Source organism: Streptococcus parasanguinis (assembly GCF_019929185.1).
Classification (GTDB): domain Bacteria; phylum Bacillota; class Bacilli; order Lactobacillales; family Streptococcaceae; genus Streptococcus; species Streptococcus parasanguinis_O.
The window spans coordinates 226,541-251,580 of record NZ_JAHZPC010000001.1 but is presented as its reverse complement, the minus strand read 5'-3'; the positions used below and the strand labels follow the sequence as shown (position 1 = coordinate 251,580).

The window sequence follows — 25,040 nt, the reverse complement described above, 5'->3', positions numbered from 1 at the left end:
AGGAAGCATGGAGAAATTTACCATTTATACAGGAACAACAGTTCCTTTGATGAACGATAATATTGATACCGACCAAATCCTCCCCAAGCAATTCTTAAAGTTGATTGATAAAAAAGGTTTTGGGAAATACCTCATGTATGCTTGGCGCTATTTGGATGACCAGTATACTGAGGATCCAGATTTTATCTTTAACAAGCCAGAATACCGCAAGGCGACCATTTTGATTACTGGTGACAATTTTGGGGCTGGTTCCTCTCGGGAGCACGCAGCCTGGGCTTTAGCTGATTATGGCTTTAAAGTCGTTATCGCTGGATCTTTCGGAGATATCCATTACAATAATGAGCTTAATAATGGCATGCTGCCGATTGTCCAACCACTAGATGTTCGTCAACAATTGGCAAGTTTGAAGCCGACAGATCCAGTGACAGTAGATTTGGAAGAGCAGAAGATTATCTCGCCTGTTGGAGAGTTTCGCTTTGAGATCGATCAAGATTGGAAGCACAAATTGCTCAACGGCTTGGATGATATCGGGATTACGCTTCAGTACGAAGACTTGATTGCAGCTTATGAGAAGAACCGGCCAGCTTACTGGCAATGATAAAATTGTATACTTAATTACGAATTTTCTGAAAATATATTGAATTTGAGACTATTTTTTGTTACAATACTAAAAAGAATAGAAAAGGAAAGAGACTTATGACAAAACACATTCAATGGGACGGACAACTTTCACAAGAAGGATTTGATATTCTTAAAGGAGAGGGTGGCTGTATCGTCTGCCCTACCAAAGTTGGCTACATCATCATGACCAGTGACAAGGCTGGCTTGGAACGTAAATTCGAAGCCAAAGAACGCAACCGCAACAAACCAGGTGTGGTTCTCTGCGGAAGCATGGATGAACTTCGTGCCCTTGCGCAATTGAATCCTGAAATTGAAGCCTTCTACCAAAAACATTGGGATGAAGATATCTTGCTTGGTTGTATACTTCCTTGGCGTGAAGATGCCTATGCAAAATTGCAAGCTTTCGGAGATGGACGTGAAGAACTCATGACAGACGTTCGTGGAACTTCATGCTTTGTCATCAAATTTGGTAAAGCTGGTGAGCAAATCGCCAAAGAAATGTGGGAAAAAGAAGGCAAGATGGTTTACGCTTCTTCAGCCAACCCTTCCGGTAAAGGAAACCGCGGGAAGGTCGAAGGAATCGGTGAGCGCATCGAAGGTGCCGTGGACTTGGTTATCGAAGCCGATGATTATGTAGCTTCTATCCAACCAGACAAGACCATTGAAACTCGCTATGAACAAGGCGTGATGGTCTCTATGGTTGATGCGGAAGGAAAACTCATCCCAGAACAAGGAGCAGGTAGCCGTTCTGTCAATACTTGTCCAGTTGTGATCCGTAAAGGATTGGATATTGATAAGATCATGATGCACTTATCTGATCATTTCAACTCTTGGAACTACCGCCAAGGGGAATACTATTAAGAAATAGAAAAAAGCATTCCATTTGGAATGCTTTTTTTGTGAAAGGATAAAAGATGGTATAATAGAGTCAAACGATGTTCCATTAGAAGAGGAGTTAGTATGGTCTCCAGAAAAGCATTTATCGATAAAGCCAATCAGGAAGGTTTTTCCTTCAATATCCAAATCCCATGGTGGCGGTACAATAACTTCAAGTCATTAGTTTGGAGAAAAAGGCTCTCTGAGGAGCAACTCTATCAGATCTTTCTTTCACTTTGTAGAGAGGTAGAAGACCGGCAAATGAAAGTAGTAGAGGATAAGAGGAAGTATCAGACCGGATTTTATATAGTGGCATGCAATGGCCGGGAGTTTCGCTTTGAGTTTGCTTTTAAAAAGAACCAACAACTAAGAGTTTATAATCTCTTTGAGACCGTCAATGGTCGTAAGAAACTCACCCTGATGGATCTGCTTGACTACATAATGGATTGACTGTGTATAGAAACAATAAGGGTTCACTACAGATTGATAAAAGAAAGAGTGGTTCTATGATTTCAAGAGATGCATTTTTAGAAAGAATCAACCAAGAGGGCTTCTCATTTAGCATTGAAATCCCGCGCAGAAATTTTTCGGATTTTAAATCATTGGTTCGGAGAAGAAGAATTTCAGAAGAAGACCTCTATCAGCTGTTTTACAACTATTGTCAGGAACTAGAAAATTGTCTGAAAGAAGCAGGAGAGAAACGACGCTTGCTCTTTAATAAATTTCCAGTTAGCCCTGTTCATGATAAATATAAAACAAAATTTGATACAGTGGCACCCAATGGACGTCAATTTCGCTTTGAGTTTGTCTTTAGCAATGACAATCGTTTAAAAGTTTATCACATGATCGAAACTGTTAATGGTCGTAGGAGAAAAACTCCTATGGAAATTTTGATGGACTTAGTCGATGCTTTATAGTGGATACAGATTTCAGAGCTTGAGAAATGTAAAATGACTTCCGTTCAAATCATAAAAAAACTAGAGCGCAGGCTCTAGTTTTTTAGTTGTTGGTGGGTGATGTTCTTTCCCCAAGGGATGAGATTTTCTTTTTTCTCTTTGATCCGTTGGATATTGTCTTTGTGACGAAGAATGATCAAGGTCGCTAAGGCCAAGACAATGACTGTAAAAAGCGGATCATAACCGTGCAAGATCCATCCAGTCAAAGGAAGAAGGAGGACCGATAAAATGGCGAGTAGCGCAACAGTAACACTCGAAAACGAAATCATACTGGTTAAATAAAGGCTGGCTACAAAATAAACAGCTAAGATTAGTAGTAGGATAGGCGAGAAGCCGAGTAAGACACCAGCACTTGTCGCCACTGCTTTTCCCCCCTTGAATCCAGCAAAAATTGGAAAAGTGTGACCTAAAACAGCTAAGAGACCAAAGACCATCGGTGAGATCCCCTGAATTCCGAAGAAAGTCGGAAGGAGGACGGCCAGTGTCCCTTTCAAGAAATCAATCGCAAAGACAATGATCCCAGCTTTTTTTCCTAAGATCCGGAAGGTATTGGTCGTTCCTGTATTGCCTGATCCATGTTCTCGTAAATTAATATGGAAAAAGATTTTCCCAATCCATAATCCCGAAGGAATGGAGCCTAACAGATAGGCTAAAATTAAAACACTTATTTCTTTCATCATACCTTCATTATATCAAAAAGCCAACGATAGAAAAAGCAATTTCTGGAGTTCAAGTGTGACATCTGAAGAAAGTGTCCAGCCAGCTTTTTTTACTGAGATATAGAAATCTCCATATAGAGAGAAAAAATTTTGCAAAATTTCCTAAAAAACTGTAATATAGAAAAGATGAACAAACAGGAGGTTCCTTGTGGCAAAAAAGGAAATCAATATTAATAATTATAATGACGATGCCATTCAGGTACTAGAAGGGTTGGATGCAGTCCGTAAACGTCCAGGGATGTATATCGGATCGACCGACGGAAATGGCTTGCATCACATGGTCTGGGAGATCGTGGATAATGCGGTCGATGAAGCCTTGTCTGGCTTTGGCTCACAAATCGATGTAACGATTAATAAAGATGGTTCGCTATCGGTAGAAGACCAGGGACGTGGAATGCCGACCGGGATGCATGCTATGGGTAAACCAACCGTTGAGGTGATCTTTACGGTCCTCCACGCCGGAGGGAAGTTTGGTCAAGGAGGTTATAAGACATCTGGAGGTCTTCACGGAGTGGGATCTTCTGTCGTCAATGCCCTTTCTAGTTGGCTTGAGGTAGAAATTACCCGTGATGGAGCTGTCTACAAGCAACGCTTTGAAGATGGCGGGAAACCTGTCACTACTCTCGAGAAGATAGGAACGGCTCCCAAGTCTAAGACAGGGACCAAGGTCACCTTCATGCCGGATCCAACCATCTTTTCAACGACGGATTTCAAATTTAATACCATTGCTGAGAGGATCAAAGAATCAGCTTTCTTGCTTAAGGACGTAACGCTGACGCTGACCGACCTCCGCAAGGAAGAAGACAACCATGTGGCCTTTCATTATGAAAATGGTGTCCAAGATTTTGTAGAGTACTTGAACGAAGATAAGGAAACTTTGACACCTGTTCTTTACTTTAGTGGCGAATCAGATGGTTTTCAGGTAGAAGTGGCCATGCAATACAATGATGGTTACTCAGATAATATCTTGTCCTTCGTTAATAATGTCCGTACCAAAGATGGGGGAACCCATGAGACAGGTCTGAAGACAGCCATTACCAAGGCCATGAACGACTATGCAAGAAAGACGGGTCTTCTCAAAGAAAAAGACAAGAACCTAGAGGGATCAGACTACCGCGAAGGTTTGTCTGCTGTTCTTTCGATCTTGGTTCCAGAAGCCCATTTGCAGTTTGAAGGGCAAACCAAAGACAAATTAGGAAGTCCCTTAGCTCGTCCAGTCGTTGATAGCATTGTTTCTGATAAATTGACCTTCTTCCTCATGGAAAATGGAGAATTGGCTTCTAATCTCATTCGTAAGGCTATTAAGGCCCGGGATGCGCGTGAAGCAGCCCGAAAAGCGCGGGATGAAAGCCGAAATGGCAAGAAGAGCAAAAAGGACAAAGGACTTTTATCTGGTAAATTGACACCGGCCCAGTCTAAAAATCCTAAGAAGAATGAACTCTATCTAGTCGAAGGAGACTCAGCCGGCGGTTCTGCCAAACAAGGACGGGACCGTAAGTTCCAAGCGATTCTCCCCCTTCGTGGGAAGGTTCTCAATACCGAGAAAGCCAATATGAGTGATATTCTCAAGAACGAGGAAATCAACACCATGATCTACACTATTGGTGCAGGAGTTGGGGCAGATTTCTCTGTGGAAGATGCCAACTACGATAAGATCATTATCATGACCGATGCGGATACAGATGGTGCCCACATTCAAACCCTTCTCCTAACTTTCTTCTATCGCTATATGCGCCCTTTGGTAGAAGCAGGGCATGTCTACATTGCGCTTCCTCCTCTTTATAAGATGTCCAAAGGCAAAGGCAAGAAAGAAGAAGTGGCCTATGCTTGGACAGATAGCGAATTAGAGGAGTTGCGTCGGACCTTTGGCCGTGGCGCAACCCTCCAACGTTACAAAGGGTTGGGGGAAATGAATGCGGATCAGCTTTGGGAAACCACCATGAACCCAGAGACCCGTACTTTGATCCGTGTCACCATTGATGATCTAGCTCGTGCAGAACGCCGCGTCTCAGTCCTCATGGGAGATAAGGCTGCACCTCGGCGCCAATGGATCGAAGATAACGTTAAGTTTACCTTGGAAGAAAATACGGTATTTTAATTACTTTCTACTATAAAATAAATAAGCCGTAATGTAGAAATGTTAAGGAATCGACATGAGAACTGATACAGAAATGATGACTCTGATCTTGCAGATAGCTGATGCTCTGAAAGTAGAAGCAATTGCTTTATCCGGATCCCGAACGAATCCTCAGTCCGTAAAAGATGAGTTTCAAGATTACGATGTGGTCTATATAGTTGATGATCTGGAAGACCTGATTTCAGATTTATCTTGGCTAAACCAGTTTGGAAATCGCCTGATTTCACAACATAACGTAGTAGACCATCGTCATCTTTATCTCATGCTTTTTGAAGATGGAAATCGCATTGATTTGACCCTCTGTCCTAAGGAGTATATCCAAGAGTGGGTAGACAGCGAAGCAAATTTTGAAGTTATAAAAGATGACAAAGGTTTGTTTGAATCGTATTTCCCAAGCCCAAAACGCTACTGGACCTGTCCGCCTACTGAAGAGGAATTTGCAGCATCCTGCAATGAATTTTGGTGGGTATCGGCTTATGTTGTAAAAGCCATTCGAAGAAATCAGCTTATCTATGCGACTGATCATCTCTATGGCATTTGTCAGCAAGAACTTCTCAAGTTCTTAGCTTGGCAGGTAGCAAGCGATAGGGGAGTAGTTGATATCGGAAAGAACTACAAGCACCTCTTCCAGTATCTACCAGCCGGGCAAGAGAAGGAGTTCTCAGCACTGCTTGATTTATCTAGTATCGATAAAATCACTCAGTCTTTATTTGCTACCATGGGGCTATTCAATCGAGAAGCTCAAATTCTGGCCCAAAAGATGGGATTTACTTACGATATGGAAGTTGCAGAGAAAATGACTTCTTATGCTAAAGAGAAACTTTCTAATCATTAATGAATTTATTTTAAACATCAGAAAGGAACGTTTGGTTACTTGGTGTAACCGAATTCCTTTTTCCTAAAAGACTACTCAACATTCTTTGAAAGGAGTTGAACACGCCCTGAGTGCTGTGTGAAAAAGATAAATTTCTAATTTTCACTTTGTATTTTTAAGGGCTTTGTATCTTATGTCTAATATTCAAAATATGTCCCTGGAGGACATCATGGGGGAGCGCTTTGGTCGCTACTCCAAATACATTATTCAAGAGCGGGCTCTTCCTGATATTCGGGATGGCTTGAAACCTGTACAACGGCGGATCCTTTATTCGATGAATAAGGATGGCAATACCCATGACAAAGGCTACCGCAAGTCTGCCAAGTCTGTCGGAAATATCATGGGGAATTTCCACCCTCACGGGGACAGTTCTATCTATGATGCCATGGTCCGCATGTCTCAGGACTGGAAAAATCGTGAGATTCTAGTCGAAATGCACGGAAACAATGGTTCCATGGACGGTGATCCACCGGCAGCCATGCGTTATACCGAAGCACGCTTGTCTGAAATTGCGGGTTATCTTTTGCAAGATATCGAAAAGAACACAGTACCATTTGCCTGGAACTTTGACGATACAGAAAAAGAGCCAACTGTTTTGCCGGCAGCCTTTCCAAACCTCTTGGTCAATGGAGCTACAGGGATTTCAGCTGGTTACGCGACAGATATTCCGCCACACAACCTTGCTGAAGTCATCGATGCCGTGGTCTACATGATCGACCATCCTTCTGCTAAGGTCGATAAGTTGATGGAATTCTTGCCTGGACCTGATTTCCCAACGGGTGCCATTATCCAAGGCCGGGATGAGATTAAGAAAGCCTATGAAACTGGTAAGGGTCGGGTGGTTGTCCGCTCTAAGACAGAGATCGAGCAGCTCAAAGGTGGTAAGCAGCAAATCGTTGTTACCGAGATCCCTTATGAGATCAACAAGGCTGTCTTGGTCAAGAAGATCGATGATGTTCGTGTCAACAACAAGGTTGCAGGTATCGCTGAGGTTCGGGATGAGTCTGACCGAGATGGTCTTCGTATTGCCATTGAGCTCAAAAAAGATGCCAATGCAGACTTGATCTTGAACTACTTGTTTAAGTACACAGATTTGCAGGTCAACTACAACTTCAATATGGTGGCGATTGACAATTATACCCCTCGTCAAGTGGGGATTGTACCGATTCTCTCTAGCTACATTGCTCACCGTCGGGATATCATTGTCGCTCGCTCGCGCTTTGATAAGGAAAAGGCAGAACGACGCCTCCATATCGTAGAAGGCTTGATTCGCGTCATTTCAATCCTTGATGAAGTGATTGCCTTGATCCGTGCTTCTGATAATAAGGCAGATGCTAAAGAAAACCTCAAGGTCAGCTACGATTTCACGGAAGAACAAGCAGAAGCTATTGTTACCTTGCAATTGTATCGTTTGACCAATACCGATATCGTCACCTTGGAAGAAGAGCATGCCAGTCTCAAGGAGCAAATCGCAACCTTGGCAGCCATCATTGGGGATGAACGGACCATGTTTAATCTTATGAAGAAAGAGTTGCGTGAAGTCAAGAAGCTCTTTGGTAATCCGCGTCGCAGTGAGTTGCAAGACACTGCTAAAACGATCGAGATTGATACAGCCAGTCTCATTGTTGAAGAGGAAACCTTCGTCAGCGTAACCCGTGCTGGATATATCAAACGGACCTCGCCTCGTTCTTTCAATGCCTCAACACTGGAAGAAGTCGGTAAGCGAGACGATGACGAGTTGATTTTTGTAGAGCCTGCTAAGACCACTCAGCATCTTTTACTCTTTACCAACTTGGGGAATGCCATTTATCGACCAATCCACGAATTGACAGATACCAAGTGGAAGGATATCGGAGAGCACCTCAGTCAGACCTTGACCAATTTCGAGCAAGAGGAAGAAATTCTCTTTGCGGAGATTGTGGATCAGTTTGAGGGAGTAACCTACTTTGCGGCAACTCAACAAGGACAAATCAAGCGCTTTGAACGCAAGGAATTAAGCCCATGGCGGACTTATCGTTCTAAATCGACTAAGTATGCTAAGCTAAAAGACCAAGACGACCGTATCGTAGCAGTTGCACCAGTTGTCCTTGAAGACATCATGATCATTACTAAAAATGGGTATGGCTTGCGTTTCAATATTGAAGAGGTCCCTGTCGTAGGAGCCAAAGCAGCAGGGGTCAAAGCCATTAACCTCAAAGACGGAGATCAAGTTGCTGCCGCCTTTAAGTCGACAACTCCAAGCATGTACATTCTGACTCAACGAGGCAGTCTCAAACGGATGTTACAAGACGATATTCCTGTGACCAGTCGAGCTAAACGGGGACTACAGGTCTTGCGTGAGTTGAAAAATAAACCACACCGTGTCTTCAAGGCAGGTCCAGTCTTCACTGACCAGGGAGATTTTGATCTCTTTACGAGTCAAGAAGAAGTGGCAGAACAAGATCAAATTCTTCAGATCATTTCTACAACAGGTCAGGTGACAGAAGTTGATTTGACACAATTAAGCATTTCTGAAAGAACAAGCAATGGATCCTTTGTCAACGATACCATTTCGGATCAAGAAGTTTTTTCAGCCACTATCAAATAAAAGAAAGCGTCGGTCCATTCTAGGACTGACTTTCTTTAAAAATAAATTTTCTGAAAATTGAAAATTTCTCTTGAAATTCTCATGAAATGGTGTACAATAGTGTACATAGATTGAGAAACTGAATCGACCTGCATCAGATCGACTAGGAATAGAAAGAATTAAAAGGAGCATTATCATGACAGTATCACTTGATTGGGAAAATCTTGGCTTTTCATATATGAAATTACCTTATCGCTATTTAGCCCATTATCGCAATGGAGCTTGGGAAAAAGGGGAATTGACAGAAGATGCGACCTTGCATTTGTCTGAATCTTCTCCAAGTTTGCATTACGGTCAGCAAGCCTTTGAAGGGTTGAAAGCCTATCGTACAAAAGACGGAAGCATCCAATTGTTCCGTCCAGATCAAAACGCCAAACGTTTGCAACGCACGGCTGATCGGTTGCTGATGCCTCAAGTTCCAACAGATATGTTTGTGGATGCTTGTAAGGCAGTTGTAAAAGCAAATGAAGAGTATGTTCCACCGTATGGTACAGGAGCTACCCTTTACCTTCGTCCTCTTTTGATCGGTATTGGAGATATTATTGGCGTAAAACCTGCAGATGAGTATATCTTTACCATCTTTGCCATGCCTGTCGGTAACTACTTTAAAGGTGGTTTGGTTCCAACGAACTTCTTGATTCAAGATGAGTATGACCGTGCTGCACCAAATGGTACAGGGGCTGCAAAAGTTGGTGGGAACTACGCAGCTAGTATGTTGCCAGGTAAGATTGCGCATGACCGTAACTTCTCTGACGTGATTTATCTCGATCCAGCGACGCACACCAAGATTGAAGAAGTTGGTTCTGCAAACTTCTTTGGTATCACTGCTAATAACGAATTTGTGACGCCATTGAGTCCTTCTATCTTGCCATCGATCACCAAGTACTCTTTGCTTTACCTTGCGGAACACCGTCTTGGTATGACACCAATTGAAGGGGATGTCTTTATCAATGACTTGGATCGCTTTGTAGAAGCAGGAGCTTGTGGTACCGCAGCTGTCATCTCTCCAATCGGAGGAGTTCAACACGGTGATGACTTCCATGTCTTCTATTCTGAAACAGAAGTAGGTCCTATCACACGGAAGCTCTATGACGAGTTGACCGGTATCCAATTTGGTGATGTCGAAGCGCCAGAAGGATGGATTGTCAAAGTCGATTAAACCGATAGCGTCTGAGACCAAAGTGTCCAGACTTCAATGAGAAGGAGTCTTAACGAAAAAACGCAGTAGCTAATGTTTCTCTTCATTCGCTTTTAGGAATAGAAGAGTGCCGAATGACCTTTTCGGGGGTGGGAGAAAGAAGGAATTTCTAACTAAATTCTTTCTGACCCACTCCCTTTTCTCTTGCGTCATCAAGAGAATTTTTGTAAAATAGAAAAAGTGAAAAGAGGGTTGAAATGAGTAAAAAAGATAAGAAAATTGAGATTCAAATCGTTGATAGTAAAGTAACCGTCGGAAAAGACACTTTTGATGGTTTCACTTTGTCCATTGGAAAGAAAACGATTGGTGAAATTGCAGACATGGCTGGTCAATTTGCCATTATCAAAAATGGAAATGTGGATTCTCTTTACAAAAAACTTGAAAAAGCCGTTGAAATTTTGATAGAAAATTATAATTTGAATAAATAAGGGCTTGCAATCATAATAAATCAATGGTATAATAGATCCTGTTGATTTATATGGAGAGATAGCGAAGAGGCTAAACGCGGCGGACTGTAAATCCGCTCCTTCGGGTTCGGGGGTTCGAATCCCTCTCTCTCCATTAGCGTTCATTGTGACGATGATAAAGTGACTAATGTCAGCGCTCTTTTTGGGGTATAGCCAAGCGGTAAGGCAAGGGACTTTGACTCCCTCATGCGTTGGTTCGAATCCAGCTACCCCAGTTCTTAGGTAATATCAGATAAGTGATAAAATATCTATCCAGGTATTTTATTTCTTTATAGGATGAGTCGTTAAAGATTGTAGTTGATCTCATTGCGAGTGCTTGCTTAGGAAAAATAATTATAAGTATGTCAAGTTTTAGAAAACTTGATTGTTGGAGGATTTTTTAGATGAATGAATTTGAAGATTTGCTAAACAGTGTTAGCCAAGTTGAACCAGGTGACGTTGTTACTGCTGAAGTATTGACAGTTGACGCGAACCAAGCTAACGTTGCAATCTCTGGAACTGGTGTCGAAGGTGTCTTGACTCTTCGCGAATTGACAAACGATCGTGATGCTGACATCAACGACTTGGTAAAACCAGGTGAAACACTTGAATTGCTTGTTCTTCGTCAAGTAGTTGGTAAAGATACTGATACAGTAACTTACCTTGTATCTAAAAAACGTTTGGAAGCTCGCAAAGCATGGGACAAATTGGTTGGACGTGAAGAAGAAGTTGTTACTGTTAAAGGAACTCGCGCTGTTAAGGGCGGACTTTCAGTAGAATTTGAAGGACTTCGTGGATTTATTCCAGCTTCAATGCTTGATACTCGTTTTGTACGTAACACTGAACGTTTCGTAGGTCAAGAATTTGATGCTAAAATCAAAGAAGTAGATCCAAAAGAAAACCGCTTTATCCTTTCACGTCGTGAAGTTGTTGAAGCTGAATCAGCTGCAGCACGCGCAGAAGTATTTGGTAAATTGAACGTTGGTGATGTCGTAACTGGTAAAGTTGCACGTATTACAAGCTTCGGTGCCTTCATCGACCTTGGTGGTGTTGATGGATTGGTTCACTTGACAGAATTGTCACACGAACGCAACGTATCACCTAAATCAGTTGTAACTGTTGGTGAAGAAATCCAAGTGAAAGTTCTTGACTTGAACGAAGAAGAAGGTCGTGTATCACTTTCATTGAAAGCTACAACACCTGGACCTTGGGATGGCGTTGAACAAAAATTGGCTGCTGGTGATGTTATCGAAGGAACTGTTAAACGTTTGACTGACTTCGGTGCATTCGTTGAAGTATTGCCAGGTATCGATGGTCTTGTACACATCTCACAAATTTCACACAAACGTGTTGAAAATCCAAAAGATGTTCTTAAAGTTGGACAAGAAGTAACTGTTAAAGTTCTTGAAGTAAATGCTGCAGATGAACGTGTATCACTTTCTATCAAAGCTCTTGAAGAACGTCCAGCTCAAGAAGAAGGCGAAAAACAAGAAAAACGTCAATCTCGCCCACGTCGTCCAAAACAAGAAAAACGCGACTTTGATCTTCCAGAAACTCAAACTGGATTCTCAATGGCTGACTTGTTTGGCGATATCGAATTGTAATATTCAAAAAGCTTACCTCTCGGTAAGCTTTTTTTACTTGTAAAATTCTCGAGAATTTGATATACTGTAACAGTTGCCACCCTTAGTGTAATGGATATCACGTAAGATTCCGGTTCTTGAGATGGGGGTTCGATTCCCTCAGGGTGGATGATTCATAACGAGGCTCCTCGGAGTCTTTTTTGCTCTTTCTTGGAGGAACATGCAATGACAGTAAAATTAATCGCCCATACCTTGATTGAGAAAGACGGGAAGTATCTGCTTATCAAACGCTCGAAAATAAAGCGAGGTCTCCCTAATGTCTATCCATCTTATTGGGATATTCCAGGTGGAAGTGTAGAAGAGAATGAATTGCCCAGAGAGGCTGCTCTACGTGAGGCTATGGAGGAGGTTAATCAAAAGCTTCGGATTAATAAGATTATCCACGAAGATAGTCAATTTGATGCCAGCAAAGATACTGTCTTTACACGCCTAGTTTATGCTGGCGAGATTTTGGAAGAGCGTGATTTTATATTAGATCCAGAAGAGCATACAGACTTTAAATGGATTTCTTCTTTGAAAGACATAGAGAGCAATCTCGTTGTGCCTTATTTGCTTGAAATCCTTGCTGACAAATCCAAATAAAGCAGCTAAAAAACATCCCCTTTTTAATAAGGAGATGTTTTTTTCTTAGTTTTTAGAAGCTTCTTGGAATTCAGGGTTTTTCCATGCTTCATCAATGATTGCTTGCAATTCATCAGCAGAAGCTTTCATTTTTTGTTGTTCCGCATCGTTCAATGGGATGTTCACTGGACGTACAATACCGTGTGCACCTACGATGGCAGGTTGACCGATAAAGACGTTGCTAACACCATATTGACCTTCTTGGAATACAGAAAGTGGAAGTACTGCATTTTCATCATCAAGGATTGCTTTAGTGATACGAGCAAGGGCAACAGCGATACCGTAGTATGTAGCACCTTTTTTGTTGATGATGGTGTAAGCAGCATCACGAACACCTTCGAACAATTCGATCAATTCAGTTTCTTGAACGTTTTGAGTATCTTTAAGGAATTCTTCAAGGTTTACACCAGCGATGTTAGCGTGTGACCATACAGCGAATTCTGAGTCTCCATGTTCACCCATGATGTAGGCGTGCACTGAACGAGCATCAACGTCCAATTTTTCAGCAAGTGCTTGACGGAAACGAGCTGAGTCAAGAGAAGTACCAGAACCGATAACGCGTTCTTTAGGGAATCCTGAGAATTTCCATGTAGAGTATGTCAAAACGTCAACTGGGTTAGCAGCTACAAGGAAGATACCGTTAAATCCTGATTCAATAACTTGTGTTACTATTGACTTGTTAATGGCAAGGTTTTTACCAACAAGATCAAGGCGAGTTTCACCTGGTTTTTGAGGAGCACCTGCAGTAATTACAACAAGGTCAGCATCCGCACAGTCAGCGTACTCAGCCGCATAGATCTTCTTAGGTGAAGTGAAGGCAAGGGCGTGGCTAAGGTCAAGCGCATCTCCGACAGCTTTTTCGTGCAATTGAGGAATTTCGATAATTCCAAGCTCTTGTGCAATTCCTTGGTTGACAAGTGCAAATGCATAAGATGAACCTACGGCACCGTCACCGACAAGGATAACTTTTTTGTGTTGTTTAGTCAAATCCATGAGTCTAAACGTCTCCTTCATTTTTTTTTGAGATAGATTCTCATACGATTTCATTCTACCACTTTTGAAAGTCTTTGTCATCTGAAACAGTATGAATCCTTGATGTAAACGTTTTTACGTTTGTGTTCCTAAGAAGAAAAATAGGCTAAAATGTGTTATAATAGTATGGTGAATTAAGTAAAGAGAGGCATTTTTTGAATGCAGGATAAGAATCTAATTGATGTGAATTTAACATCAGAAATGAAGACGAGTTTTATCGATTATGCCATGAGTGTTATCGTTGCTCGTGCCCTCCCTGATGTTCGGGATGGTTTAAAACCCGTTCACCGTCGTATTTTGTACGGAATGAATGAATTGGGTGTTTCGCCAGATAAACCACATAAGAAGTCAGCCCGTATCACAGGGGATGTTATGGGTAAATACCACCCACACGGTGATTCCTCTATTTATGAAGCCATGGTTCGGATGGCGCAATGGTGGAGCTATCGCTATATGCTAGTGGACGGCCATGGGAACTTTGGTTCTATGGACGGAGATGGGGCCGCTGCACAACGGTATACCGAAGCCCGTATGAGCAAGATCGCACTTGAGATGTTGCGGGATATCAATAAGAATACAGTTGATTTTGCAGATAACTATGATGCCAGTGAGCGGGAGCCCATGGTGCTACCAGCACGCTTCCCTAACCTTCTTGTGAATGGAGCTACAGGGATTGCTGTAGGTATGGCTACCAATATTCCACCTCATAATCTCGGTGAAACAATAGATGCCGTCAAATTGATGATGGACAATCCTGAAGTGACCACTCGTGAACTCATGGAAGTGCTGCCTGGTCCAGATTTTCCAACCGGAGCCTTGGTCATGGGGAAATCAGGTATTCATAAGGCCTATGAAACAGGGAAAGGTTCAATTGTTCTTCGCTCTCGTACAGAGATTGAAGTGACCAAGAGTGGTCGTGAACGGATTGTCGTTACCGAGTTCCCTTATATGGTCAACAAAACCAAGGTTCACGAACATATCGTTCGCTTGGTGCAAGAAAAACGGATCGAAGGGATTACAGCTGTACGTGATGAATCAAACCGTGAAGGGGTTCGTTTTGTGATTGAGGTCCGCCGAGATGCTTCGGCTAACGTTATTTTGAACAACCTCTTTAAGATGACACAAATGCAAACCAATTTTGGATTCAATATGTTGGCGATCCAAAATGGTGTTCCAAAGATTCTTTCTCTTCGCCAAATTTTAGGGGCTTATATTGAGCACCAGAAAGAAGTGGTGACTCGACGGACCATCTTTGATAAAGAAAAAGCGGAAGCACGTGCCCATATTTTAGAAGGTTTGCTCATTGCCTTGGATCACATCGATGAAGTGATCCGGATTATCCGCAATAGCCAGACAGACGCTGAAGCACAAGCTGAATTGATGGCCAAATTCAAGCTCTCTGAACGTCAAAGTCAAGCCATTTTGGACATGCGTCTTCGTCGTTTGACCGGTTTGGAACGAGACAAGATCCAAAGTGAATACGATGATTTGGTTGCCTTGATTGCTGATTTGGCTGACATTTTGGCGAAACCAGAACGTGTGGCAACTATCATCAAGGAAGAATTGGAAGAAGTCAAACGCAAGTTTGGCGATGCTCGTCGAACTGAGTTAATGGTCGGAGAAGTCCTTTCTCTTGAAGATGAGGACTTGATCGAAGAAACAGATGTCTTGATCACCCTTTCTAACAAAGGCTATATCAAACGTTTGGATCAAGCGGAATTTACGGCTCAAAAACGTGGTGGACGTGGTGTTCAGGGAACTGGTGTCAAAGATGATGACTTTGTCCGTGAACTGGTCTCTACGAGCACCCATGATCATTTGCTCTTCTTTACCAATAAAGGGCGTGTCTATCGTCTGAAAGGTTATGAGATTCCAGAATATGGCCGGACAGCCAAAGGATTACCAATCGTCAACCTCTTAAAATTGGACGAAGGTGAATCGATTCAAACCATTATCAATGTGGAGCAAGATCGCAGTGACGAAGCTTATCTCTTCTTTACGACGAGACAAGGTTTGGTCAAGCGGACCAATGTAGCTGAATTTTCAAATATCCGTCAGAATGGTCTCAAAGCTCTGAATCTGCGTGATGAGGATGAATTGATCAATGTCTTCCTTACAGATGGCAATGCTGACGTCATTATCGGTACCAAGTATGGATATTCAGTCCGCTTTAATGAGGCAGTGGTTCGGAATATGGGACGTTCTGCCACAGGTGTACGTGGTGTGAATCTCCGCGAAGGAGACAAGGTTGTTGGGGCTAGTGTCGTTACGGATCAAGATGAAGTATTGATCATCACTGAAAAAGGGTATGGTAAGCGGACAATGGCTAGCGAATATCCAACCAAAGGCCGTGGCGGTAAAGGAATCAAGACAGCCAATATCACAGAGAAAAATGGTCCCTTAGCTGGTCTTTTAACCGTTAAAGGGGATGAAGATCTGATGATCATTACCGATACCGGAGTCATGATCCGAACAAGTGTTGGTAATATCTCTCAAACGGGTCGTTCAACTCAGGGTGTTAAAGTCATGAGACTGGATCAAGATGCGAAAATTGTGACCTTTACAACTGTACAAGCTGATGAAAAAGATGAAGAAGTAGTGGAAGAAAACGAATAGATAAGGGGACAGCATGTCACGCAAAAGAAAAAAGAAAAAGAGTTTACGTAATACTCTTATCAACATCGTTGCAACACTTTTGATTATTCTCTCGCTTCTCTTGATTTTCAATGCTCCGATCCGAAACATGATTATGGTTTGGCATACCAACCAATACCAGGTTAGCAAGGTCGATAAAAAAACCATTGATAAGAATAAAGAAGTGAAGACGAGCTTTGATTTCCAACATGTCCAGTCACTCTCGACGGAAGCCGTCATCAATGCCCAATGGCAAGCTCAAAAGCTACCAGTAATTGGGGGGATTTCGATTCCTGAATTAAACATGAACCTTCCGATCTTTAAGGGGCTTGAAAATGTAGCCCTCTACTACGGAGCAGGGACCATGAAGGAAAACCAAGTCATGGGGCAAGGCAATTATTCTCTTGCTAGCCACCATGTATTTGGCCTAACTGGAGCAAATGCCATGTTATTCTCACCATTAGAGAAAGCCAAGGCGGGAATGAAGATCTACATCACGGACAAAGAAAAAATCTATACTTATGTCATCTCGTCAGTTGAGACAGTGACTCCAGATCGTGTAGATGTCATTCAAGATCGTGAAGGCGTTAATGAGATCACTTTAGTGACCTGTGAGGATGCTGCAGCGACTTACCGTACGATTGTAAAAGGAAATTTGGAAACCTCTGTTGACTATGACAAGGCTCCAAAAGACATCCTGGATTCATTCAGCAAGTCTTATAATCAAATGCAACTTTAAGAAAATAAAGCCCAAGGCAGAGATGCGAGGGCTTTTTTCTATGTGGGAAGCTAGGAGAAATTCTTGTAAAATTGTAAGAGATTGGTAATATTATGTAAGGAATTTGTCATAATATTAAGGGAAAATCAGTATATAATAAAGGGGAAAGAGTATGATAAGGAGGTAGAATAGTGACAAAAGAGCGAATTTATCATCTCTTGCATCATTTCTATAATCTCTTAGTAAACGATTTTCCACGAAATGGTTTAATTACGAAAGGAATCTACGAAGTAGAGCAGGTCTACCAAGCTTTAGAGGCCATTCCTCAGAGCCAGGAGTACTTGATTCGCTGTGAAATTCAACAGTTTTTAAAGGAGCTTGAACAAGTTCAAACAGGTTACCAGATCCGCTTTAATAAAGATGAAGTCTTAGTGTTAGATGATTTGAAACAAGAAATTGCCTGTAAATAATGAAAGATCGTCGTTTTCTCCATTTATTACGAATTAATAAGTGAGGAGGAAATTATGTACGACATATCATTTATTGAACCATCTTTGCTTCCTAGAGAACGTTTGGTTTCTGAAGGGGTGGATAAGCTGAGTCATCAAGAATTGTTATCCATTCTCTTACGGACAGGCAATAAGCAAAAAAGCGTTTATGAGATTGCACAAGGGCTTTTGAGTTCGGTTAATAGTTTAAAGGAGTTAAGTCAATTAACTCTAGAGGAGCTACAGGAAATCTCTGGCATTGGCCGGGTGAAGGCCATCGAACTTCAGGCTGTGATTGAGTTTGGACGAAGGATTCATAAAGATGAATTAATGAGTTCTGAACAGATCATGAGCAGTCAGAAATTGGCCCATAAAATTCAACAGGAAATCGGCCATAAGAAACAGGAACACCTGGTTGCCCTCTATTTAAATACGCAAAATGAAATTATTCATCAACAGACCATATTTATTGGAACCGTGAATCGAAGTATTGCGGAGCCACGTGAAATCCTGCATTATGCACTAAAACACATGGCAACCTCCATCATTTTGGCTCACAATCATCCATCTGGTGCCGTATTTCCAAGTAAAAATGATGATGAAGTAACGCATCGAGTCTTAGAGGCCTGTGAAGTGATGGGCTTAACCCTATTGGATCACTTGATTGTATCTGAAGAAAACTATTATAGTTACCGAGAAGAAACCGATTATTTGGTATAAAAAAGAGAGTGGGACAGAAATCGGTAATTCGTTAGAATTCGATTTCGTCGTCCCACCTCCGCACAGTTTAGTAGGGCTGTAAAAGCTGATGAAATCAGTGTAGTAGAGCCCACTCAACCACTGCGTCTTACTCGACAATCCAAAAATAATTGAGAGGCTAGGACTTTTGTCCCAGCCTCTTTTCTTGTTAAACTATAAGTCTTTATTCTTCGTTTTTTCGCATGAAATAAAGGAGTGTTTGCAATTCACTGGTGAGATCGACATATTGGACGACGACATCTTTAGGGACTGTCAGATGCACTGGTGAGAAGCTGAGAATTCCCTTGACCCCAGCGTCTACCAAAAGGCTAGCTACTTCTTGAGCCTTGACGCTTGGAACAGTCAGGATGGCTGTTTGAATGCCTTCTTGTTTGAGCTTTTCTTTAATAGAGGAAATACCGTAAATAGGAATTCCGTCCTTACTTTTAGTATTAATCAGTTCATGATCGTCTAGATCAAACGCCATAACAATTTTCATCTTATTGCGTTCATGGAAGCGATAATTGAGGAGCGCACTTCCCATATTTCCGATCCCCACAATAGCGACATTGGTAATGGCATTATCATTTAAAAGATCTGCAAAGAAGTTCATCAGTTTTTTTACGTCATAACCAAATCCACGTCTTCCTAATTCACCAAAATAAGAAAAATCTCGGCGAACGGTAGCAGAGTCAATCCCAATTGCATCAGCAATTTGCTTGGAATTGGCGCGCTCTATTTTTTCAGAGTTAAAGCGTTTAAAAATTCGGTAGTAGAGCGATAAGCGTTTTGCTGTTGCGCGTGGAATTGGAGTATTTTTATCATGTTTCACAATATCACAACCTTTCCCTCTTATTGTATAGGAAGATTGTGAAAAAATCAACTATCTAGAGTGTTTTTTCAAAAATATTTTTGTCTAAAGAAAAAGCTGATGGCGATGGAGAGTTCCATCATCATCAGCTTAGTTTTCAGCTTGCTCTACCTTTTTCAAAAAAGCATAGAGTCCATCGACTCGTCCTGTATAGGGGAGTTTTTCTCCCTTGTATTCAATGGATACGATTGAGTAAGAGTCAGGCAAGGTTACACAGCCTGAAAAAGCTAGTATGCAGGCTGCAAGGTTGGGATAAGTAGTTGTTCGTTCTACTTGGTAAGCGTCGATATAAGTTAGGGTTACCATATTAAACCTCTGTTTTGTTGAAAATTTCTCTTTCGACGAGACTATCCATTAAGAAATAGAATTTTTGTTGGATAATATCATTTTCTGGATTTTTAAAGATATTAACCAGGCGAAGCCCAGACTTGTCTGTAATATTGATCTTAAAACCTGTCAAATCTTTATTGAAAATGATTTTAAGTAGGAAGCCTTCGCCGCTATTTGGAACGGCTTCGAGCAAACGATTTAACTCGTAATTTCCAACTTTTGTAACAGCAAATGTATTGTCACGTAAGGTATATTTTTTTACATTTGGGTGTAGACTATAGGTATATTTGCAGTCTTTCAATGAAACACTTGTTTCAAAAGCCATATTGTTCTCCTATGATAAAATTTCTTTAAGTTTTGAGAGGAAGTCTTGAACCTCCTCTACGGTATTGAGTTCTGAAAAACTAATTCGAAGGGATTCTTTTAGACGTGAGCTATCTTTTCCATAGAGCGCCTCAAGGACATGGCTGGGTTGCACTGTACCAGCGGTACAAGCAGAACCTGTAGAGACAGAAATTCCAGCAAGATCGAGTCGCATCAATAAGACATCATTTTGGACACCTGGAAAGCCAAGATTCCAAACAAATGGAAGATGATCGTCATTCGCATTTACGTAGTAGTCGTAGGCTGCTAAACCATTGACTAGTTCCTGGCCAAGTTTTTGAACCTGGTGGAAATTTTCTTCTTGATGAAGTGTAGCTTGCTGTAGCGCAGTTGCCATCCCGACAATAGAAATAAGATTTTCCGTGCTGGCTCTCATCTTACTTTCCTGATCCCCACCATGTAAGAGATTATCAAAATCTGGGGTGGCCGCATAAAGGAAGCCGACGCCCTTTGGTCCATGGAATTTGTGGGCGGAAGCACTGAGAAAATCAATTCCCAACTCTTCGGGATAGACAGGGACCTTTCCGATTGCTTGGACAGCATCAACGTGAAAGGCAGCTGAATGATCTTTTAAGAGTTCTCCGATTTCTTTAATCGGTAGAAGATCGCCTGTCTCGTTATTGGCAAACATGGTAGAGACAAGAATGGTATCCGGTCTAAGTGCAGCCTTGATATCACTAGACTGAATGCGTCCATCTCTTGGTTGGACGATCGTAACTTCAAAACCGAAACGTTCTACAAGGTATTCGATGGGTTCTAGAACCGCATGGTGTTCCAAAGCGGTCGTAATGATGTGTTTGCCATCTGCTTGGTGTTTCAAGCAGTAGCCTTTTATAACGGTATTATTACTTTCTGATCCACCTGAAGTGAAGAAAACACGATTTGGAAGAGTATGGAGAGACTGAGCAATCTGCTCGCGAGACTCTCGAAGGAGTTTACTAGCCATCCGTCCATGGGCATGAAGGCTCGATGGATTTCCAAAAGTGGTCTTCATAGTTTCAGACATTTTATCAATGACTTCAGGTAGGAGGGGAGTTGTTGCGGCATTATCAAAATATATCACATTAAGACCTTATTTCTTGTGGTAGGCAAATAGAGGACTAACAGGTTTTCTTTCTTGAATGCGAACAATAGCTTCAGCGATCAGTTCGCTAGCTGTCAGATAGTTAATATTTTTTGGAGTTGGTCCATTTGGAGCAACAGAATCGGTTACCAAGATTTCTTTGATCGGAGCTTGGTCTAATAATTCAACAGCACCTTTCACAAATAAGCCATGGCTTGAAACAGCATAAATTTCAGTAGCTCCTTCGCGTTCGACGATTTTCGCAGCTTCTGAGAATGTTTTACCGGTATTGAGGATATCGTCAATCAAGATCGCTTTCTTATCTTTGACATCCCCGATAATATAGCCATAATCACGGTTCGCATCATCTTGCTCGTAATCAATGATCGCAATCGGTGCATCAAGATATTCAGCTAAACTACGAGCCCGTTTGACACCTGAGTTTTTAGGGCTGACGACGACGACATCAGGACCAGTTAGACCTTTATTGATGTAGTGTTCTGCAAAGAGTGGAATGGTAAAGAGGTTATCTACAGCAATATCGAAGAAACCTTGAACTTGCACCGCATGAAGATCCAGTGTGACAACGCGATCCACCCCAGCTTTGACCAACATGTTTGCGACGAGTTTAGCAGTGATTGGTTCACGAGGAGCAGCAGTCCGGTCTTGGCGGGCATAACCGAAGTAAGGCATGACCACATTGACAGTATTTGCGCTGGCTCGTTGGCAAGCATCCACCATAATTAAGAGTTCCATCAAGTGATTGTTGACAGGGAAACTGGTTGATTGAATGATATAAATATCATATCCACGAACACTTTCCTCAATATTGACTTGGATTTCACCATCTGAGAATTGACGGGATGAAATTTTCCCAAGTGGAACCCCAGCGTGATCCGCGATTTTTTGCGCAATCTCTGGATTTGAATTGAGAGAGAAGAGCTTCATATTTTTTTTATCTGACATGTGATTCCAACCTCATTTAGATTTTTGATCTTAGCACTATTTTAGCAAAAATTTGCGATAATTTCAGCTATTTTACAATCTTTCCGCCAATCTGGCGATTTTATTTTTTGCTGCTTTGTAGACGATTCCATGCTCTTTGATGAACTGATGGAAATTTTCTTCCTGTTCAGCAGTTTCGACCTCGATTTCCAACTCATAATCTTCAGTGTCTAGATAGAGACTGTGGTCTAGTGCTACTAAGCCTGCAGCTGTTTCTTTTTCGAAGCGTTCTGTTGTAAGACTTCCCCAGACAGCGAGTTGCTCAACGGGGATTTCTTTAGTGATCAAGAGATTTTTGATTTCTCCGTCAGGCAACTGTTGGTGTTGAAGGATCGCCTGGGTTTCTTCTGGGCTGAGGTTTTGATTGTACTCGAAATGGCCAACTGCTTCAGGGACCTTGAGAGTCAATTCAGCCTGATCTGTGAAAGTGCGCACCCGTAAGGCCATTTTTTCCTTGCGGATGAGCTGGTCGGGTGTATCGATATAGTGATTGGTTTGGACAACCAATTCTGTATCAGCAAAAAGTGGAAGGAGGGATTGGTATTCCTCCATATCTAACAAGGTTTTGTATTCAATTTCTAAATGGTTCATTTTGTGGTCCTTTGCTTTTTTTCAAAAGCGATTCATGATATAATAAGAGATGTGTTTATTGTATACAAAAATGGTTCAGATTACAAGGTGGTAGGATGGCAATTGATTGGGAAAACTTCTTAGATCCTTATATCCAAGCAGTTGGGGAATTAAAAATCAAACTGCGTGGGATTCGAAAGCAATATCGTAAGCAACAAAAGCATTCTCCAATCGAGTTTGTGACAGGTCGTGTTAAGCCGATTGAGAGCATCCGAGAAAAGATGATCCGAAGAAATATTTCTGAAGAAAATCTGGCACAGGATATGCAAGATATTGCTGGTCTTCGCATCATGGTCCAGTTCGTAGACGACGTCGAAGAGATCCTAGAGGTTCTGAGACAACGGCAGGATATGCGCGTGGTCCAAGAGCGAGATTACATTCGCCACAAGAAATCAAGTGGCTACCGGAGTTACCACGTTGTGGTGGAGTATCCAGTCGACACCATTGATGGAAATGAAACGATCTTAGCAGAGATTCAAATTCGGACCTTGTCCATGAATTTTTGGGCAACCATTGAACACTCGCTTAATTATAAATATAAAGGAGACTTTCCAGACGAGATCAAAAAACGCTTAGAGACGACAGCAAACCTGGCCTATCTCTTGGATGAAGAGATGGGGGCAATTCGGGATGCGATTCAGGAGGCTCAAGCCCTGTTTGATCCACTTCATCGTAAGTTAAATGATGGCGTTGGAAATAGTGATGACACAGATGAAGACTACAGGTAAAAAAGTATCCATTATTCGCAATCGCAAGCGTCAAAGTGAAGAGGTTTTTCAGCAGTTGCGCTACAAGCTTAGGAAAAATAATTTTATTTTGACGGAGAAGCATCCGGATATTGTGATTTCAATTGGTGGTGATGGGATGTTGCTATCGGCCTTTCACAAGTATGAACACCAGTTGGATCGGGTACGATTTGTTGGCGTCCATACCGGACACTTAGGATTTTATACAGATTACTTAGACAGTGAAATCGATAAGCTGGTTGAGAACTTAAAATATGATACTGGAGCTAAGGTTTCCTACCCCATTTTGAATGTCAAGATCACTTTCGACAATGGGGAAACCCGTACCATGAGAGCCTTGAACGAAGCGACAATTAAGAGAAGCGACCGGACCATGGTTGCCGATCTTACCATCAATGGGGTTGATTTTGAGCGCTTTAGAGGAGATGGGATTACCGTTTCGACTCCTACAGGAAGTACGGCTTACAACAAATCCTTGGGAGGAGCAGTCCTTCACCCAACTATTGAGGCGCTGCAGATTGCTGAGATCGCCAGTCTCAACAATCGTGTCTATCGTACCTTGGGTTCTTCTGTTATTGTCCCTAAAAAGGATAAGATCGAGATTACACCGACGCGTCCTGGCTTCCACATTATCTCTGTCGACAATTCAACCTATTCTTACCGCAATATTGCAAAGGTAGAATACCAGATCGACAACCATAAGATTAATTTCGTGGCAAGCTCCAGTCATACCAGTTTCTGGAATCGGGTCAAGGATGCCTTTATCGGAGATGATAGAGAATGAGATTTGAATTCATTGTCGATGAGCATGTCAAGGTCAAGACTTTTCTGAAAAAACACGAGGTTTCTAAAGGCCTTTTAGCCAAGATTAAGTTTCGTGGTGGCCAAATCCTTGTCAATGGACGTCCGGAGAATGCGATTTATTTGTTGGATATTGGGGATCGCTTGGTCATTGACATTCCAGCAGAAGAAGGTTTCGAAACCCTAAAACCTCTGGATCGGCCTTTGGATATTTTGTTTGAAGATGATCATTTTTTGGTCTTAAACAAACCCTTTGGCATTGCCTCGATTCCAAGTGCGATTCATTCTAATACCTTAGCAAATTTTGTAAAGGGCTATTATGTGAAGCAGGGATATGAAAATCAGCAGGTTCACATTGTTACTCGTTTGGACAAGGATACTAGTGGCGTCATGCTTTTTGCAAAACATGGTTATGCCCATGCTCGCTTGGACAAGCAGTTGCAATCTAAAACGATTCAGAAACGCTATTATGCCTTGGTTAAGGGAGAAGGTCAGTTAGATCCTGCTGGAGAGATCATTGCCCCGATTGCGCGTGATGAAGAGTCGATCATTACTCGAAAGGTAGCAAAGGGAGGAAAGTATGCTCATACTAGCTACCAGGTTGTTCAATCTTTTGGTGATATTCACCTAGTGGATATCCAGTTACACACGGGTCGAACCCATCAGATCCGCGTTCATTTTTCTCACATAGGTTTCCCGCTTTTGGGAGATGATCTCTATGGCGGAAGTCTAGACGATGGCATTGAGCGCCAGGCCCTTCATTGCCATCGTCTAGCCTATTATCATCCATTTCTAGAGGAAGAATTGGTCATAGAAAGCCCACTGCCTCCAGATTTCCAAGCTGTTCTAACACAGCTTCAAACCAGTTATTAATTATTAAAAG

The 25,040-nt window shown here is 42.0% G+C and carries 26 protein-coding genes and 3 tRNA genes; 21 read left to right on the top strand and 8 right to left on the bottom strand.

Going from position 1 to position 25,040, the window contains the following annotated elements; all coding sequences use genetic code 11:
- Window positions 1–7: 7 nt before the first annotated feature.
- The 4 genes from leuD to K1I56_RS01215 all read left to right on the top strand — a co-directional run bounded on the left by leuD (window position 8) and on the right by K1I56_RS01215 (window position 2,414).
- Window positions 8–598, top strand: a complete 591-nt coding sequence (gene leuD / locus K1I56_RS01230) for a 3-isopropylmalate dehydratase small subunit (protein ID WP_223324750.1) — start codon at window positions 8–10, stop codon at window positions 596–598.
- A gap of 98 nt (window positions 599–696) precedes the next feature.
- Window positions 697–1,482 carry an L-threonylcarbamoyladenylate synthase gene (locus tag K1I56_RS01225; RefSeq protein ID WP_003003291.1) on the top strand — a complete coding sequence of 262 codons (786 nt, stop codon included), beginning with the start codon at window positions 697–699 and terminating at the stop codon, window positions 1,480–1,482.
- 99 nt (window positions 1,483–1,581) lie between these two features.
- Window positions 1,582–1,947: a hypothetical protein gene (locus K1I56_RS01220; protein ID WP_223324749.1), complete on the top strand. Its 366-nt coding sequence runs from the start codon at window positions 1,582–1,584 to the stop codon at window positions 1,945–1,947.
- 56 nt (window positions 1,948–2,003) lie between these two features.
- On the top strand, window positions 2,004–2,414 hold the full coding sequence (locus K1I56_RS01215; protein ID WP_223324748.1) for a hypothetical protein: 411 nt from the start codon (window positions 2,004–2,006) through the stop codon (window positions 2,412–2,414).
- A 74-nt stretch (window positions 2,415–2,488) separates the two neighbouring features.
- Here the strand turns inward: K1I56_RS01215 and plsY are convergent, their stop codons facing one another.
- Window positions 2,489–3,130: a glycerol-3-phosphate 1-O-acyltransferase PlsY gene (gene plsY, locus K1I56_RS01210; protein WP_298620177.1), complete on the bottom strand. Its 642-nt coding sequence runs from the start codon at window positions 3,128–3,130 to the stop codon at window positions 2,489–2,491.
- 190 nt (window positions 3,131–3,320) lie between these two features.
- Between plsY and parE the strand changes: the two genes are divergently transcribed.
- The 10 genes from parE to K1I56_RS01160 all read left to right on the top strand — a co-directional run bounded on the left by parE (window position 3,321) and on the right by K1I56_RS01160 (window position 12,678).
- Window positions 3,321–5,270 carry a DNA topoisomerase IV subunit B gene (gene parE, locus K1I56_RS01205; RefSeq protein WP_049486220.1) on the top strand — a complete coding sequence of 650 codons (1,950 nt, stop codon included), beginning with the start codon at window positions 3,321–3,323 and terminating at the stop codon, window positions 5,268–5,270.
- A 55-nt stretch (window positions 5,271–5,325) separates the two neighbouring features.
- A complete protein-coding gene (locus K1I56_RS01200; RefSeq protein ID WP_223324746.1) occupies window positions 5,326–6,144 on the top strand; it encodes an aminoglycoside 6-adenylyltransferase in 819 nt (272 codons plus the stop codon).
- Window positions 6,145–6,316: 172 nt separating this feature from the next.
- Window positions 6,317–8,770, top strand: coding sequence for a DNA topoisomerase IV subunit A (gene parC / locus K1I56_RS01195; RefSeq protein WP_223324745.1), 2,454 nt, complete (start codon window positions 6,317–6,319; stop codon window positions 8,768–8,770).
- Between the two features lie 175 nt (window positions 8,771–8,945).
- Window positions 8,946–9,968 (top strand): branched-chain amino acid aminotransferase, encoded by a 1,023-nt coding sequence (locus K1I56_RS01190; protein ID WP_223324744.1) that lies wholly within the window; start codon window positions 8,946–8,948, stop codon window positions 9,966–9,968.
- 236 nt (window positions 9,969–10,204) lie between these two features.
- Complete coding sequence (locus K1I56_RS01185; RefSeq protein ID WP_003003589.1) at window positions 10,205–10,435, top strand: DUF2969 domain-containing protein; 231 nt, start codon at window positions 10,205–10,207, stop codon at window positions 10,433–10,435.
- 52 nt (window positions 10,436–10,487) lie between these two features.
- A tRNA-Tyr gene (locus tag K1I56_RS01180) sits at window positions 10,488–10,568 on the top strand.
- 49 nt (window positions 10,569–10,617) lie between these two features.
- A tRNA-Gln gene (locus K1I56_RS01175) sits at window positions 10,618–10,689 on the top strand.
- Window positions 10,690–10,857: 168 nt separating this feature from the next.
- Window positions 10,858–12,057, top strand: coding sequence for a 30S ribosomal protein S1 (gene rpsA / locus K1I56_RS01170; RefSeq protein ID WP_003011990.1), 1,200 nt, complete (start codon window positions 10,858–10,860; stop codon window positions 12,055–12,057).
- Between the two features lie 76 nt (window positions 12,058–12,133).
- Window positions 12,134–12,205 (top strand) — tRNA-Arg (locus K1I56_RS01165).
- A gap of 56 nt (window positions 12,206–12,261) precedes the next feature.
- Complete coding sequence (locus K1I56_RS01160; RefSeq protein WP_021153136.1) at window positions 12,262–12,678, top strand: NUDIX hydrolase; 417 nt, start codon at window positions 12,262–12,264, stop codon at window positions 12,676–12,678.
- A 45-nt stretch (window positions 12,679–12,723) separates the two neighbouring features.
- On the opposite strand, the gene K1I56_RS01155 is transcribed toward K1I56_RS01160, so the two are convergent.
- A complete protein-coding gene (locus tag K1I56_RS01155) occupies window positions 12,724–13,710 on the bottom strand; it encodes an L-lactate dehydrogenase (RefSeq protein ID WP_021153137.1) in 987 nt (328 codons plus the stop codon).
- A gap of 198 nt (window positions 13,711–13,908) precedes the next feature.
- Between K1I56_RS01155 and gyrA the strand changes: the two genes are divergently transcribed.
- The 4 genes from gyrA (at window position 13,909) to radC (ending at window position 18,309) form a co-directional block, all read left to right on the top strand.
- Window positions 13,909–16,365 carry a DNA gyrase subunit A gene (gene gyrA / locus K1I56_RS01150; RefSeq protein WP_223324743.1) on the top strand — a complete coding sequence of 819 codons (2,457 nt, stop codon included), beginning with the start codon at window positions 13,909–13,911 and terminating at the stop codon, window positions 16,363–16,365.
- A gap of 13 nt (window positions 16,366–16,378) precedes the next feature.
- Window positions 16,379–17,122, top strand: a complete 744-nt coding sequence (locus K1I56_RS01145) for a class A sortase (protein ID WP_014713268.1) — start codon at window positions 16,379–16,381, stop codon at window positions 17,120–17,122.
- 170 nt (window positions 17,123–17,292) lie between these two features.
- Entirely contained in the window at window positions 17,293–17,571 is a 279-nt protein-coding gene (locus K1I56_RS01140; protein ID WP_003003299.1) for a hypothetical protein, read from the top strand.
- 54 nt (window positions 17,572–17,625) lie between these two features.
- Entirely contained in the window at window positions 17,626–18,309 is a 684-nt protein-coding gene (gene radC / locus K1I56_RS01135) for a RadC family protein (RefSeq protein WP_003011667.1), read from the top strand.
- 202 nt (window positions 18,310–18,511) lie between these two features.
- Here radC and K1I56_RS01130 read toward each other — a convergent pair whose 3' ends face one another.
- From K1I56_RS01130 to K1I56_RS01105, 6 genes are all read right to left on the bottom strand, one after another.
- Window positions 18,512–19,159: a redox-sensing transcriptional repressor Rex gene (locus K1I56_RS01130; RefSeq protein WP_024055729.1), complete on the bottom strand. Its 648-nt coding sequence runs from the start codon at window positions 19,157–19,159 to the stop codon at window positions 18,512–18,514.
- 129 nt (window positions 19,160–19,288) lie between these two features.
- A complete protein-coding gene (locus K1I56_RS01125) occupies window positions 19,289–19,504 on the bottom strand; it encodes a DUF4649 family protein (protein ID WP_003007180.1) in 216 nt (71 codons plus the stop codon).
- A 1-nt stretch (window position 19,505) separates the two neighbouring features.
- Window positions 19,506–19,853, bottom strand: a complete 348-nt coding sequence (locus K1I56_RS01120) for a DUF1831 domain-containing protein (RefSeq protein WP_003015156.1) — start codon at window positions 19,851–19,853, stop codon at window positions 19,506–19,508.
- 9 nt (window positions 19,854–19,862) lie between these two features.
- Window positions 19,863–20,975, bottom strand: coding sequence for a cysteine desulfurase family protein (locus K1I56_RS01115; RefSeq protein WP_223324742.1), 1,113 nt, complete (start codon window positions 20,973–20,975; stop codon window positions 19,863–19,865).
- 9 nt (window positions 20,976–20,984) lie between these two features.
- A complete protein-coding gene (locus K1I56_RS01110; protein WP_003007186.1) occupies window positions 20,985–21,941 on the bottom strand; it encodes a ribose-phosphate diphosphokinase in 957 nt (318 codons plus the stop codon).
- 72 nt (window positions 21,942–22,013) lie between these two features.
- Window positions 22,014–22,571 (bottom strand): CYTH domain-containing protein, encoded by a 558-nt coding sequence (locus K1I56_RS01105; RefSeq protein WP_223324741.1) that lies wholly within the window; start codon window positions 22,569–22,571, stop codon window positions 22,014–22,016.
- A 95-nt stretch (window positions 22,572–22,666) separates the two neighbouring features.
- Between K1I56_RS01105 and yjbM the strand changes: the two genes are divergently transcribed.
- From yjbM to K1I56_RS01090, 3 genes are read left to right on the top strand one after another with little or no spacing between them, the layout of a single operon-like run.
- Window positions 22,667–23,338 (top strand): GTP diphosphokinase, encoded by a 672-nt coding sequence (gene yjbM, locus K1I56_RS01100; RefSeq protein WP_023918039.1) that lies wholly within the window; start codon window positions 22,667–22,669, stop codon window positions 23,336–23,338.
- On the top strand, window positions 23,322–24,140 hold the full coding sequence (locus tag K1I56_RS01095) for an NAD kinase (RefSeq protein WP_282184817.1): 819 nt from the start codon (window positions 23,322–23,324) through the stop codon (window positions 24,138–24,140). The genes yjbM and K1I56_RS01095 overlap by 17 nt, the downstream gene beginning before the upstream one ends.
- A complete protein-coding gene (locus tag K1I56_RS01090; protein WP_223324740.1) occupies window positions 24,137–25,030 on the top strand; it encodes an RluA family pseudouridine synthase in 894 nt (297 codons plus the stop codon). The genes K1I56_RS01095 and K1I56_RS01090 overlap by 4 nt, the downstream gene beginning before the upstream one ends.
- Window positions 25,031–25,040 lie beyond the last annotated feature (10 nt).

Excerpts from the sequence above, each read along its gene's own strand:
- leuD (WP_223324750.1), top strand. The coding sequence starts at position 8 with ATGGAGAAATTTACCATTTATACAGGAACAACAGTTCCTTTGATGAAC.
- K1I56_RS01225 (WP_003003291.1), top strand. The coding sequence starts at position 697 with ATGACAAAACACATTCAATGGGACGGACAACTTTCACAAGAAGGATTT.
- K1I56_RS01220 (WP_223324749.1), top strand. The coding sequence starts at position 1,582 with ATGGTCTCCAGAAAAGCATTTATCGATAAAGCCAATCAGGAAGGTTTT.
- K1I56_RS01215 (WP_223324748.1), top strand. The coding sequence starts at position 2,004 with ATGATTTCAAGAGATGCATTTTTAGAAAGAATCAACCAAGAGGGCTTC.
- plsY (WP_298620177.1), bottom strand. The coding sequence starts at position 3,130 with ATGAAAGAAATAAGTGTTTTAATTTTAGCCTATCTGTTAGGCTCCATT.
- K1I56_RS01200 (WP_223324746.1), top strand. The coding sequence starts at position 5,326 with ATGAGAACTGATACAGAAATGATGACTCTGATCTTGCAGATAGCTGAT.
- parC (WP_223324745.1), top strand. The coding sequence starts at position 6,317 with ATGTCTAATATTCAAAATATGTCCCTGGAGGACATCATGGGGGAGCGC.
- K1I56_RS01190 (WP_223324744.1), top strand. The coding sequence starts at position 8,946 with ATGACAGTATCACTTGATTGGGAAAATCTTGGCTTTTCATATATGAAA.
- K1I56_RS01185 (WP_003003589.1), top strand. The coding sequence starts at position 10,205 with ATGAGTAAAAAAGATAAGAAAATTGAGATTCAAATCGTTGATAGTAAA.
- rpsA (WP_003011990.1), top strand. The coding sequence starts at position 10,858 with ATGAATGAATTTGAAGATTTGCTAAACAGTGTTAGCCAAGTTGAACCA.
- K1I56_RS01160 (WP_021153136.1), top strand. The coding sequence starts at position 12,262 with ATGACAGTAAAATTAATCGCCCATACCTTGATTGAGAAAGACGGGAAG.
- K1I56_RS01155 (WP_021153137.1), bottom strand. The coding sequence starts at position 13,710 with ATGGATTTGACTAAACAACACAAAAAAGTTATCCTTGTCGGTGACGGT.
- gyrA (WP_223324743.1), top strand. The coding sequence starts at position 13,909 with ATGCAGGATAAGAATCTAATTGATGTGAATTTAACATCAGAAATGAAG.
- K1I56_RS01145 (WP_014713268.1), top strand. The coding sequence starts at position 16,379 with ATGTCACGCAAAAGAAAAAAGAAAAAGAGTTTACGTAATACTCTTATC.
- radC (WP_003011667.1), top strand. The coding sequence starts at position 17,626 with ATGTACGACATATCATTTATTGAACCATCTTTGCTTCCTAGAGAACGT.
- K1I56_RS01125 (WP_003007180.1), bottom strand. The coding sequence starts at position 19,504 with ATGGTAACCCTAACTTATATCGACGCTTACCAAGTAGAACGAACAACT.
- K1I56_RS01120 (WP_003015156.1), bottom strand. The coding sequence starts at position 19,853 with ATGGCTTTTGAAACAAGTGTTTCATTGAAAGACTGCAAATATACCTAT.
- K1I56_RS01110 (WP_003007186.1), bottom strand. The coding sequence starts at position 21,941 with ATGTCAGATAAAAAAAATATGAAGCTCTTCTCTCTCAATTCAAATCCA.
- K1I56_RS01105 (WP_223324741.1), bottom strand. The coding sequence starts at position 22,571 with ATGAACCATTTAGAAATTGAATACAAAACCTTGTTAGATATGGAGGAA.
- yjbM (WP_023918039.1), top strand. The coding sequence starts at position 22,667 with ATGGCAATTGATTGGGAAAACTTCTTAGATCCTTATATCCAAGCAGTT.
- K1I56_RS01095 (WP_282184817.1), top strand. The coding sequence starts at position 23,322 with ATGAAGACTACAGGTAAAAAAGTATCCATTATTCGCAATCGCAAGCGT.
- K1I56_RS01090 (WP_223324740.1), top strand. The coding sequence starts at position 24,137 with ATGAGATTTGAATTCATTGTCGATGAGCATGTCAAGGTCAAGACTTTT.